Origin of the sequence: Chlorogloea sp. CCALA 695 (assembly GCF_003003885.1) — a bacterium.
Taxonomy (GTDB): Bacteria; Cyanobacteriota; Cyanobacteriia; order Cyanobacteriales; family Chroococcidiopsidaceae; genus Aliterella.
Genome location: NZ_PVWN01000006.1, coordinates 97,508 through 110,104 on the forward strand (window position 1 = coordinate 97,508; position 12,597 = coordinate 110,104).

Sequence of the window (12,597 nt, forward strand, 5' to 3'; positions counted from 1 at the left end):
AAAGTTTTGCAGTAAAAGCCCATGACTAAAGCTTTTAGAGTAGAGTTCCCACCTGCGAGTAACTTATGTAAGTAAGTAAACCCAATCAAGCGTATTAAAATAAACCGAAAATACTTAGATGATAAATAAAATATTATCTATGGCTTAAGCTTGATGCCGCAACTAATATTCAACAACTATCGTCAACAAAACAGTTTGTTAAATCTACTTAAAAATGTCATTATTACGTCGAAGTTTACTGCTATCTGTAATTATTTCACTTTCTCTATCTAATGGAAGTGTTTTTGCAGCAGAAAGTGTGTTGTTAAAATACCGTATTTTTCGAGAATCAATTGCAGTTAAAGAGCTAACAACTTTTGCTCAAACTGGTGAATTGTCAACATCGTTACGAGTTAATTTAGCTTTAGCAAAACAAGAGCCAAAAAAGATTCGCAAATACTTAACTGAATCTGTAACAGTTAGTCCAGTATTATTAGATCGAATACTAAATAGCCCTATTGGTAATGTTGTCCTCGATCAAATTGGTGAAGCTATACATACACCGTCACGCAAAGCTGATCGCCAAGCTTTAAGAGCAGCGTTAGTTTTATCAGCAAGTAGCGATCGCAATGGTAGTAGCGCTAAAAGCAATAGTATTAGCCTAATTGAGGTAATCCAAAATTATCCTACTTCAGAAATTGAAGTGGAAGGGGAAGTTTTAGAGCGTGCTTATCGCCAATTGCGCCAATTAGGAGGCAGTTTGCAAGATTTGCTACAGCGAATTCCTCGATAATAAGTTGTAAATTTAACTTTTACTGCTGAAATTTCAATTACTGATAAAGTGCCGTGATTTACTGCAAGCGCAACGAATAATGATGAAACACCTCATCTTCCTCATACCCTAATGATTCGTACAGCGCTTGCGCCGCATGATTTGATTGCTGTGTTGAAAGACCTATACGGATGGCTCCAGTTTCCTCAGCGTACTGCTTTGCGATCGCCATAAGTAACCGAGCTATTCCTTGATTTCGGTGTGAAAAAGTAACAAACAAATCGTTCAAAATCCAAACTCGTTTCATGGACACAGAGGAAAAACTAGGATAAAGCTGAGTAAAGCCTACAATTTGATCGCCATCCCTTGCAGCAAAAATAGTCGAGTCGCAATATTCAAATCGATTTTTTAAAAATAGCCTTGCACCATCAAGGTCTGAGGACTGCTGATAAAAAACGCGATATTGGTCAAACAACACAGACAGCGCTTCAAGGTGTTCAATGTTTGCTAAAAAGACTTTCATCGGTTTCTACTGCCACTTGCCAATTTAACAGAATATATCGTAGGAGCCTCAACTCCACAAATTGAAGCATTCAATATCGATGGCATTTAGCGTCAATCTTATCTAGAACAACCGATCCGAATCGTGCCATAATAATCGGTCTGTAATAACTGACTTCTCCTGGCTATGGTTTCATCACCCCAAACTCCCACAGACCTTGCTGCCGTATTATCTGAACCAGTGGATCTAACTTTTCAATTGCCCGATCCAGAAGATGAGGAGATCCCTGAATTAGATTTTCAACAGCAAATTGATAGCGCTTGGCAAGTATGCGATCGCTTTGATTTGCAAACAGAAATTTGGCGGGGGCGAATTTTACGCGCTGTGCGCGATCGCGAAAAAAAACATGGTGATGCCCGTGGGAGTGGTTTTCTTGACTGGCTTAAAATAAGAGAAATTAGCAAAAGTCAAGCTTACGCAATTATCGCCTTAGCCAACAGTGCTGATACCTTAATGGCAGAAGGACAGCTAGATCCGGCTGCGGTGAGGTGTTTTAGCAAACGCGCCTTTATGGAGACAGCAAAAGCCGATCCAGAAGTACAGCAATTAGTTACCGATGCAGCTAAAAATGGCGATCGCATTACCCGCCGAGAAGTACGTCAAATTGCCGATGAATGGACGGCGATGACTTCTGATTTAGTCCCTGATAGCGTAAAAGAAAAAGTCAATGATCGCACTTTACCTAGCCGCTATTTACCGCCTATGGTCAGAGAAATTGAAAAGTTGCCAGAGTCTCATCAAACAATTTTGCGGCAAGAAATCGCCCTTAATCCTGATGTAGAAACGGTAAAACAAGTCACTTCTGAGGCTAAATACTTAGCAAAATACCTCGATGCTGCAACTAGCGTTCAAGTATTTGATGGCGGTGCGGTAGACTTAGAAATGGCTTTAGAAGAAGCTTTAAGATTAGGCTGCATTAATACGGCGGCGGACTTGGTTAATCAAGCATCGCAATTAGAACAAACCATCGCTAAACTTTATACTACCTGGAAGCGGATCGGCAGCTTATCCGATAGATTGTATGTAGATACAGGAGCAAGTACCCCAAATTTACGCAGCCTTTTAACTTGCCTAGAGCAATTAACTGGGGAAGTAATGGAGATTCAATTAGGGGAAAATAGCGATAGCGCAAGCGCGCACGCAGGGCTTCGCACTATTCGCCTGCAAATTCAAGAAACTACCACCCAATCTTAGTTTTTAATACCTGTAGTAGCAATCCCGCGCATAAATTGGCGTTGCCCGACTAGAAATAATAAAATTACAGGTATTGTAGAAATTGCCACTGCCGCCATTAATATGGGCCAATTATTAGTAAACTGTTCTTGAAACTCTGCTAAAGCTAGTTGTACTGTTCTTAATTGCGGCTTAGTTGTAAAAACTAAAGGTTTAAATAAATCGTTCCATTCGCCAATAAATGTAAATAAAAACAGTGTTACTAAAGCTGGACGCGATAACGGTAGCATAACTCGCCATAATATCTGCCAGCGATTAGCGCCATCGATAGCGGCGGCTTCTTCTAATTCCACAGGGATAGTTTGAAAATATTGCCGCATTAAAAATATCCCAAAACCACTTACCGCCGTAGGCAAAATTAGCGCCCCATAGGTATTAATTAAGTGTCCCCATTTCAAAACTAAAAATATAGGAATTACTAATAACTGAAACGGAATTACGAGCGTTGCCAATACAATTAATAACAAAGCTTGCCTACCGCGAAACTTTAACCTTGCTAAAGCATAGCCTGCTAACGCTGAAGTAATAATTTGTAAGCCTGTAACTGCCAAAGCCACCAAAGTAGAATTAGCAAAAGCTAACAGGAACTCTCCCCGTCTCCAAGCGTCTTGATAATTAACTAGAGTCAAACCCCTTTGGGCTGATTTGCCCAGGGTATTGGAGGGCGTAAAAGATGTAAGGAACACTACGCCTAGAGGTAACAGTACAACGAGCGCTCCTAGAATGAGTAAAAACAAGCTTAAAAAGTCGAAAAGCCTTTCTAATTTAGGCTTTTTACTATCATTATCCATCAGTTTTTATCTAAATAAAGGTTTTTTCGGGTGTAAAGAGCGACTTCTTCCCCTAGGACGTTAATATTTAAAATAGTGCTTTGTTTAAGTTAAATTAACCACAGTGACTTTTACTCTTAACTAAGTAGGAGTCATCGCAATAATGCTGTCCACCAATTCACGTTAAATAGGAGTGAATAGACCTATGCAGCAACTTGCTGCCAACTCTGAACTCGATTTTCAGAGCGAAGTCTATAAGGATGCTTATAGCCGCGTCAACGCCATTGTAATTGAAGGGGAACAAGAAGCCCACGAAAATTACATCACACTTACGCAAATGATGCCAGAACATCAGGACGATTTAATTCGTTTGTCCAAGATGGAAAGCCGCCACAAAAAAGGCTTTGAAGCCTGCGCGCGTAACTTAAAGGTAACGCCAGATTTGCCCTTCGCCAAATCATTCTTTGCTTCCCTGCATCAGAACTTTCAAGATGCAGCCAAAGAGGGACGAGTAGTTACCTGCTTGCTGATTCAATCGCTAATTATTGAATGTTTTGCGATCGCAGCTTACAACATCTACATCCCCGTTGCTGATGATTTTGCGCGCAAAATCACCGAAGGTGTTGTCAAAGACGAATATAGCCATCTCAACTTTGGCGAAGTTTGGCTAAAAAACAACTTTGAAACCGCAAAAGCTGAATTAGAACAAGCCAACCGCCAGAATCTACCTATAGTTTGGCAAATGCTTAATCAAGTAGCCGAGGATGCCCAAGTTCTCGCTATGGAAAAAGAGGCGTTGGTTGAAGACTTTATGATTCAGTACGGTGAAGCTTTAAGTAATATTGGCTTTACTACCCGCGACATCATGCGCCTATCAGCCTACGGCTTGAGTGCGGCTTAAATAACTTGGGGGCAATTGTCTATTGCCCCAATAATAGCCAAGGTACTCTAATTTTTTATCCACTTACTCCAATTTGACCGGATTTATAGGTCTAATAAAGCAATTAATGTTTGGTCTAATCGGACACCTTACCAGCTTGCAGCACGCCCAATCGGTAGCCAAAGAATTAGGCTACCCTGAATACGCCGATCAAGGGCTAGATTTTTGGTGCAGCGCCCCGCCCCAAATTGTCGATAATATTACGGTTACTAGCATCACCGGGCAAAAAATCGAAGGGCGCTATGTAGAATCATGCTTTTTACCAGAAATGCTTGCCAATCGTCGGATTAAAGCCGCGACGCGCAAAATTTTAAACGCGATGGCTCATGCCCAAAAGCACGGGATTGACATTACAGCTTTAGGCGGTTTTTCTTCAATTATTTTTGAAAACTTTAATTTACAAGAAAATAAGCAAGTTCGTAATATAAAGCTAGAATTTGAACGTTTTACCACCGGAAATACTCATACAGCATATATAATCTGCCGTCAGGTAGAACAAGCTTCTAAACAATTGGGAATTGAATTATCAAAAGCTACTGTTGCCATTTGTGGTGCAACGGGAGATATTGGTAGCGCGGTTTGTCGCTGGTTAGAAAGCCGTACAGACGTTGCAGAGTTGCTACTAATTGCGCGAAATCAAGAACGACTCAAAGAACTCCAAGCAGAGCTAGGACGGGGTAAAATTATGGGCTTAGAGGAAGCCTTACCCCAAGCAGATATAATTGTCTGGGTTGCTAGTATGCCTAAAGGTGTAGAAATTGATCCAAAGGTGCTAAAGCAACCATGTTTGCTAATTGATGGCGGTTATCCCAAAAACTTAGGCACTAAACTACAGCATCCCGGCATTCATGTCTTAAATGGTGGCATTGTCGAGCATTCTTTAGATATTGACTGGCGGATTATGCACATCGTCAGCCTGATGGATGTGCCAACACGTCAGCTTTTTGCCTGTTTTGCCGAGTCGATGCTGTTGGAATTTGAAAAAATACATACCAACTTTTCTTGGGGGCGCAACCAAATTACTGTGGCAAAAATGGAGCAAATTGGCGCAGCTTCTATTAAGCACGGATTTCAACCGCTTTTAAGCTATTAGTCAAAATATCCAGAGCAAAAAAACAAAGCAATGGCAACAACTGAGCGCAAGCCCCTACTGTTGGACTTTGAAAAGCCGTTAACGGATCTAGAATTGCGAATTAACCAAATCCGCGAATTAGCAACCGAAAACGGCGTTGATGTGTCCGAGGAAATTCGGCGGCTAGAAGCGCGGGCAAAGTCCCTACGTCAAGAAATTTTTAGCAGCCTTTCCCCCGCCCAAAGATTGCAACTAGCCCGTCATCCCCGCCGCCCTAGTACCTTTGATTATATTCAAGCTATTAGCGACGAGTGGCTAGAACTTCATGGCGATCGCCGGGGCTTTGACGATCCGGCTTTAGTTGGTGGTGTTGGGCGGTTAGCAGGTCGTCCTGTCGTAATGTTAGGGCAACAAAAAGGACGAGACACTAAAGATAATATTGCCCGTAATTTTGGCATGGCATCCCCTGGAGGCTACCGTAAAGCCATGCGGCTGATGGATCACGCCAACCGCTTTGGGATGCCGATTATTACGTTTATTGATACTCCCGGCGCATGGTCGGGTATTGAAGCGGAACACCAAGGACAAGGAGAAGCGATCGCCTACAATTTGCGCGAAATGTTCCGCCTTGATGTGCCAATTATTTGTACAGTAATTGGGGAAGGCGGATCAGGGGGCGCTTTGGGTATTGGCGTGGGCGATCGCTTATTAATGTTTGAACACTCGGTTTACACCGTCGCTACTCCCGAAGCTTGTGCGGCGATTCTGTGGAAAGATGCCAGCAAAGCACCCCAAGCGGCGGTAGCTTTAAAAATTACTTCTTGGGATTTAAAAAATCTGGGCATTATCGACTTTATTATCCCTGAACCCGTCGGCGGCGCTCATTCTGACCCCGTTACCGCCGCCGCAACGCTTAAGAGCGCATTGATTGACAATTTAGACGAATTAGCAGCTTTGCCTTGTAGCGATCGCAAACAAATGCGTTATCAAAAGTTTCGCCAATTAGGGAAGTTTTCAGAACTGCACCATTAGTCACCGATTCTTTCTAGGTGGTATAGTTGGAAAAATATGTAAATTTTTATTACTTTTTGATCATTTCTAGTCAATTAATGGTTTTAGGTAATTGAATTTATCTTGACGATTACAGTTTATGCCAAAACTAAAAATACTTGGCGCAAGGAAAGTAAAAAAGCTGTATGAATAATTTGAGTAAGCCTAAAGCGTTAATTACTGGGGCAAGTAGCGGACTTGGCAAGGCAACAGCTTTAGAATTTGCTAAAGCTGGAATAGATGTAGCCTTAGTTGGGCGTTCTATAGATAAATTAACTTCCGTTGCCAGCGCAGCCGCAGCTACAGGAGTAAAAGCTAAAGCTTACGAGCTAGATTTGGCAAAAGTTGAGCAGGTACGCGAACAAATCCAATTAATTGCTTTAGACTTTGGCGGCATTGATATTTTAGTTAATAATGCCGGAATCGGTTACATTGGAACGTTGAGCGAAACACCTTTAGCAGACTGGTTAATGGTAATTAATCTCAATCTTACAAGTGTATTTCAGTGCATTGTCGGCATACTGCCCACAATGCGAAGTCACGGAGGGACAATTATTAATATTGCCTCGATTGCAGGTAAACAACCATTTCCTGGTTGGGGAGCTTATAGCGTTAGTAAAGCGGGATTAATTGCCCTATCTAAAACTGTAGCCGCCGAAGAACGCGATCGTGGCATCAGGGTTACAGCTATTTGTCCTGGAGCGGTAGATACAGAACTATGGGACACGCTGGAATCAAATTTTGACCGCAAAGTAATGTTAACGCCGCAAATCGTCGCTCAATCAGTTTTGCATACAGCACTATTGCCTAAGAGCGCCGTAATTGATGAATTGACATTAATGCCCAGCGCCGGAAGCTTATAAATGAACACTAATAGCGATCGCGCCGAATCTTTTTTAATTTCTGACATGAGAGAATCTATGGACGGACAAAATTCTTTAAATCTTAACCTTTCAACTAGACCTGATCGCAACACTCAAAACGGTAAAGAACCGAATTTACAGCCGCCATCGGAAGACCTCAACGAGCCAATGAGAGAAGCGGTGCGGACGTTGTTATTAGGTGTAGGAGAAGATCCGGAGCGAGAGGGATTGTTAAAAACTCCTAAGCGCGTCGCTGAAGCTATGCGATTTTTGACTAGCGGCTACAACCAATCTTTAGAAGACTTGGTTAATGGAGCAATTTTTGATGAAGGGCATAATGAGATGGTACTGGTTAGAGATATCAGCACTTTTAGCCTCTGCGAACATCATATGTTGCCATTTATGGGCAAAACTCATGTTGCTTATATTCCCAATCAAAAAGTAGTAGGTTTAAGCAAATTGGCGCGAATTGTTGAGATGTATTCTCGACGATTGCAAGTGCAGGAGCGGTTAACCCGTCAAATTGCTGAAGCAGTGCAGACTATTTTAGAACCAAAGGGAGTAGCAGTTGTGATTGAAGCAAGTCATATGTGTATGGTCATGCGCGGCGTACAAAAGCCCGGTTCTTGGACAGTTACAAGTGCAATGGTAGGCGTTTTTCAAGATGAGCAAAAAACCCGCGAAGAATTTTTTAATTTAATTCGCCATCAAGCAGCATTTTTCTAAAGTAACGAGCAATTGAGGGCCGCTACCCAATTTTGTAGCCCTATTAAAACAGACAAAATCTATATTTTCCCCCTTTTTTAAGGGGGAGTAAAACTATCGCTACCACCGAAAGACTTTGCTCTCATCCTCTAAGTCAACCGCTCAAACAAAGCCGCCAAGACCACATTAGAAAATAAAAAGCCTTCAGGATCGGTAAACCTGGCATATTTAAACTTTTCCCTAGTTACAAATTCTATCCAACCTTGCTTTTGGTAAGGTTGCAAACACTGCTCAATTTTTTCTCCTGTAGGGACACCAAATAACTGACTTAAACTTGATAAATTTACCCCTTCTTGAAGACGCAATCCCAACATCAGCGTTTCTAACAACATCTCCTCTACAGGCGTTAACGGGCAATCTATAACCCCATAAGCCGCCGTATATTTTCTCACCCAGTCGTAGTATTCGGTAGTCTTGCGGGGTCTTGTATAGCGCTGTCCTTCCACGTAGCTAGTTGCACCCATACCAAAGCCATAATAAGAGCGATTTTCCCAATAAACTCGATTGTGACGGCATTGATACCCCGCCAAAGCATAGTTAGATATCTCGTAATGTTCGTAACCTGCGGCGGTGAGTATTTCCCTACTTTGACGGTACATTTGGGCTGTAAGTTCGTCGGTGGGTAGCGGCGCTACTCCTGGTTTATAATACTTGCCAAAAGCTGTAACTGGCTCAATGGTTAGATCGTAAATAGAAATATGATTAGGCGCAATTTTTACCGCCGCCAGTAAGGATTCTTGCCATTGAGCTAAAGTTTGGTGTGGTAAACCAGAAATTAAATCTAAGCTAAAACTTGGTACGTTTACTTGACGAATTATGTCTATAGATCGCCAAATATCATCAACAGAGTGCGATCGCCCACAAACTTGTAATAACTCCTGCTCAAATGCTTGTACTCCCATACTCACTCGGTTTATCCCAGCTTTGACATAGCCCTGCAACTGTTCTAAATCAAAGGTTCCCGGATCTATTTCCATCGATATTTCTGCCGAGGAAGATAGCCCAAATTGCTGAACGAGACTTTCTATAATTTGGGTAATTTGATTTGCGGACAGCAACGAAGGCGTACCACCGCCAAAAAACACTGTTTCTAACGGTTTGCCGATATTTGGAGTAGCAGCAATTTCTCTCTTGATTGCGCGAACATAATCAGAGATACTAGGGGAGTTTTCGCCTCTGGCGCGATCGCCTACCACTTTTACCGGAAAATCACAGTAAAAGCATCGTCTCCTACAAAAAGGTATATGCACGTAGGCAGAACTAGGAATTTCTATAATTAGAGGCTCAAAAACTTGTTTTAATTCGCTTAACACCTTAATTTAACTGGCGATTGCCAAGCTTAAACTTAATTAATAGTTCAATTTTTGCTCTAATATATTAAAAGTTTTTTGATTTTTTAAAAAACCCATAACTTATATTTTCGCCGATACCCATTTTAAACAACGCTTAAAAGAGTAAAAATACTATCATAGAACAATATCAAATTGGTTGATCGATCTTCTATGCGGAAATTACAACCAAATTATTCAAGTGGCTAAAACCATGCTTGATGCAATTATAATCCTTTCATTTATCATAGCAGGAGCCGGAATCGGCTTCTACAGCCTCGAATTATTACCTATATCAGTCCAACAGCAAGTTACAAACGAAGATGCACTGCGATCAATCGTTGGCGTGTTTGGCGCGGTTATTGGCGGCGCGGTGGGCTTGAGTTTCCAAATTACCTATCGTCGTTTGGAAACCAAAGTTAGAGAAATGCCTGTCGATGTTCTCCTAACTCGCACCATCGGTTTAGTAGCAGGCTTATTGGTCGCAAACTTAATGTTAGCGCCGCTATTTTTGCTGCCAATTCCTGAAGACTTTGCTTTTATTAAACCTTTAGTCGCTATTCTTGGTAGTTTCATCTCAGCATTTTCAGGGATTAGTTTAGCCGATACTCACGGACGGAGTTTTTTGCGGATCATTAACCCTAATACTGTTGAATCTATGCTAGTAGCTGAAGGTACGCTCAAACCTTCTATTACTAAAGTTTTAGACACTAGCTGTATTATTGATGGTCGTATAGAAGCTTTACTAGAAACGGGATTTTTAGAAGGGCAGATTTTAGTACCTCAGTTTGTCTTGCAAGAATTACAGCAACTAGCGGATGGGGCAAAAGATTTAAAAAGAGTTCGAGGACGACGAGGGTTAGAAATTCTCAACCGTATTAAAGAATCTTACCCAGAACGCATTATTATTAACTCTACAGACTACGAAGATATCCCGACGGTAGATGCCAAGTTAGTAAGATTCGCCCAAGATATCAATGGTACGCTCCTAACTAACGATTACAATCTATCCAAAGTTGCCAGCGTCCAGAAAGTTCCGGTTTTAAATGTCAACGATTTAGTCAATGCTGTTCGTCCTAGCTACCTCCCCGGCGACAATATAGACATCAAAATTCTCAAAGAAGGTAAAGAAGCTAGTCAAGGTATTGGCTACTTAGAAGATGGCACAATGGTTGTGGTAGAAGAAGGTAGCCCTTTTGTGGGCGCAGAGGTGCGAGTCGTTGTAACTAGCGCTTTACAAACCTCCGCCGGGAGAATGATTTTTGCCAAAACCCAAGCCTCAGCTTTGGCTTAAGATGGTACGTCAAAATAGAGTAAAGTCTTGCGAGAGGTGTAATCTAACTGTACCGATTTTATACAGAGTTAAAGACAAAGAACTGGGGGAATGGTTTTTTATCTGCGACTTCTGTTTGCCTACAGTTAAGCAAAATAACCCTCATTATACCTATGGCGGTACTTGGACTCAGAAAAAGCAGTAGTAATTACGCTCATTGCAAAACAGTTTTAGAGACAATTCGGGTTTTTTTGCGATCGCTCTCTGACAATTCTTCTCCCGCTTGCAACCTAGTGGCGCTAGTTTGCAATACAGTAGCGGCATTTTTATCACCCATTTGCAACGCTGTTTTAGCAGCAGTTTGTAGCAGTGTAGCCGCCCCATATCTGTCACCTTGTTGCAATTTTGCTTCAGCCATTTGGGTTTGCCGATACTTTGCCAAAGCCAAAATATTTGTCTGTACCTGGGGATTGATTTGCGGTTGATAATTGCTGGCAATATTAGCTTCTACAGTAATAATATCTGAAAGTAACCCCGATTTATTTTGAAACGGATCGTCGTAACGTACCTGCAATTGAGCAATTTCTTGCTTACCTTGAAGTAGTTTACCTACATAAATATTTGCCAGCACTACGCGGCTGACATCCTTTGATAAGTCTCCCAGCCTCACCGCCAATTGTCCATTAGCTTCTTGCGTACTAGATAATTCAACGGTATCAGGAGACACTTGAGCAATGGGCTTCAACTCAGCTAAACGCACATTTGCCCCCAAAGAAAACAACAAATAAGCATTAGTTAAACCAATGGACTGAATGCTACTAAATAACTGACCAAATTCTTCTTCTACACGATTGGCTTCTTCAATATAAGACAGCTTTCCACCAGCTACATCAGCAATTTTTTCTAAAATATCTTGGTTCCAATGGTCGCCAAAGCCTAAAGTGTTTAAAGTTAGATTGTATTCGGCAGCTAGTTGGGCAAAGTTCAAACAACGCTTGTCGTCTCCGTGTTCGTTTTCGCCGTCAGTTAACAAAAAAGCTTGAGAAATTGCTTCTTTTTTGCCTTTTCCTAGTTCTTCAATACCTAACTTCATCCCTTCATCAATGGCCGTACCTCCATCAGCTTTAAGTTTGTTAATCTGTGCCTTAATTGCCTCTGGATCTTCTACTAATTGATTGGGTATTAATACTTTGGCACGATGATCAAATACTACTATCGAGAGGCGATCGCTATAAGTCAACCGATCTACTATCCGATTGGCGGCTTGTTTGACCGTTTCTATCGGTCGCCCTTTCATGGAACCGCTACGGTCGAGGATCAAGCACAAGTTTAGCGGCACAGTGCGATCAGTGCTAGGAGAAACAGCACTAATAGAAATTGCCAACTGACGCTGGCTATTTAGTTGACCTGCATCTATGTTGACATCATTTAAAGCTGGCTGTAACAACACCTTCATAACAATTCCCTCCTAACGATCTAACGATACAAGCAATTGTCAGTAAAATAATTTTTTCAGTCAACCTAAAAAAACTATTGGTTATTATATATTTTGCCTTATTTCCTATTTTTTTTACTGCAATCTCAAAGCTTTTTGATGTTTTTACCCAATTGGAGCCGACTTTTCATCAGAATGGGGCAAAATATCAACTCTAAAATTTAGCGATCGCCCTTACAAAGTTATGATCTTATTTATAACTGTTATTTTCCAAATATTAACTAATATCTCTAGCTGCAAGCTCTATATTTTTGAATATTTCCACACAATTGAAACTGAAAATTAATGTATAAAGTTTTGACTAAAACTTTGTCAATCATTCAAGTTTTATTAATTAGCTTAACTTGTCAATCACCCAAGTTTTAGTAATTAGCTTAATAAGTATAACATTCACTTATATATAACTATAAAGTGATGGGAATATTTTCGCAACGCAAGATGCAGTAGATATAGGTTTCAGTTTGACTACGGAAAGATAATTTCTTAATGATTCAT

The 12,597-nt window shown here is 41.2% G+C and carries 12 protein-coding genes; 8 read left to right on the forward strand and 4 right to left on the reverse strand.

Going from position 1 to position 12,597, the window contains the following annotated elements; all coding sequences use genetic code 11:
* Positions 1-214: 214 nt before the first annotated feature.
* A complete protein-coding gene (locus C7B70_RS05260; protein WP_106368011.1) occupies positions 215-772 on the forward strand; it encodes an alpha/beta hydrolase in 558 nt (185 codons plus the stop codon).
* Positions 773-830: 58 nt separating this feature from the next.
* Here the strand turns inward: C7B70_RS05260 and C7B70_RS05265 are convergent, their stop codons facing one another.
* Positions 831-1,274, reverse strand: a complete 444-nt coding sequence (locus tag C7B70_RS05265) for an N-acetyltransferase (RefSeq protein WP_106368012.1) — start codon at positions 1,272-1,274, stop codon at positions 831-833.
* A 165-nt stretch (positions 1,275-1,439) separates the two neighbouring features.
* On the opposite strand from C7B70_RS05265, the gene C7B70_RS05270 reads away from it, so the two are divergent.
* Positions 1,440-2,507, forward strand: coding sequence for a hypothetical protein (locus tag C7B70_RS05270; protein WP_106368013.1), 1,068 nt, complete (start codon positions 1,440-1,442; stop codon positions 2,505-2,507).
* Here the strand turns inward: C7B70_RS05270 and C7B70_RS05275 are convergent.
* Positions 2,504-3,337 (reverse strand): carbohydrate ABC transporter permease, encoded by an 834-nt coding sequence (locus tag C7B70_RS05275; protein ID WP_106368014.1) that lies wholly within the window; start codon positions 3,335-3,337, stop codon positions 2,504-2,506. The two genes, C7B70_RS05270 and C7B70_RS05275, sit on opposite strands and share 4 nt — an antisense overlap.
* Before the next feature lie 184 nt (positions 3,338-3,521).
* Between C7B70_RS05275 and C7B70_RS05280 the strand changes: the two genes are divergently transcribed.
* From C7B70_RS05280 to folE, 5 genes are all read left to right on the forward strand, one after another.
* Entirely contained in the window at positions 3,522-4,217 is a 696-nt protein-coding gene (locus tag C7B70_RS05280; protein WP_106368015.1) for an aldehyde oxygenase (deformylating), read from the forward strand.
* A gap of 106 nt (positions 4,218-4,323) precedes the next feature.
* Complete coding sequence (locus C7B70_RS05285) at positions 4,324-5,349, forward strand: long-chain acyl-[acyl-carrier-protein] reductase (RefSeq protein ID WP_106368016.1); 1,026 nt, start codon at positions 4,324-4,326, stop codon at positions 5,347-5,349.
* A 30-nt stretch (positions 5,350-5,379) separates the two neighbouring features.
* Positions 5,380-6,360, forward strand: a complete 981-nt coding sequence (locus C7B70_RS05290; RefSeq protein WP_106368017.1) for an acetyl-CoA carboxylase carboxyltransferase subunit alpha — start codon at positions 5,380-5,382, stop codon at positions 6,358-6,360.
* A 164-nt stretch (positions 6,361-6,524) separates the two neighbouring features.
* Entirely contained in the window at positions 6,525-7,241 is a 717-nt protein-coding gene (locus tag C7B70_RS05295; RefSeq protein ID WP_106368018.1) for an SDR family oxidoreductase, read from the forward strand.
* Positions 7,242-7,286: 45 nt separating this feature from the next.
* On the forward strand, positions 7,287-7,967 hold the full coding sequence (gene folE, locus C7B70_RS05300) for a GTP cyclohydrolase I FolE (protein WP_199192079.1): 681 nt from the start codon (positions 7,287-7,289) through the stop codon (positions 7,965-7,967).
* Positions 7,968-8,095: 128 nt separating this feature from the next.
* On the opposite strand, the gene hemW is transcribed toward folE, so the two are convergent.
* A complete protein-coding gene (hemW, locus tag C7B70_RS05305) occupies positions 8,096-9,319 on the reverse strand; it encodes a radical SAM family heme chaperone HemW (protein WP_106368020.1) in 1,224 nt (407 codons plus the stop codon).
* A 229-nt stretch (positions 9,320-9,548) separates the two neighbouring features.
* Between hemW and C7B70_RS05310 the strand changes: the two genes are divergently transcribed.
* The gene (locus C7B70_RS05310; RefSeq protein WP_106368070.1) at positions 9,549-10,628 is read left to right on the forward strand and encodes a PIN/TRAM domain-containing protein; all 1,080 of its coding nucleotides are present in this window, start codon (positions 9,549-9,551) and stop codon (positions 10,626-10,628) included.
* A gap of 193 nt (positions 10,629-10,821) precedes the next feature.
* Here the strand turns inward: C7B70_RS05310 and C7B70_RS05320 are convergent, their stop codons facing one another.
* Positions 10,822-12,063: a VWA domain-containing protein gene (locus tag C7B70_RS05320; RefSeq protein ID WP_106368022.1), complete on the reverse strand. Its 1,242-nt coding sequence runs from the start codon at positions 12,061-12,063 to the stop codon at positions 10,822-10,824.
* Positions 12,064-12,597: the final 534 nt, after the last annotated feature.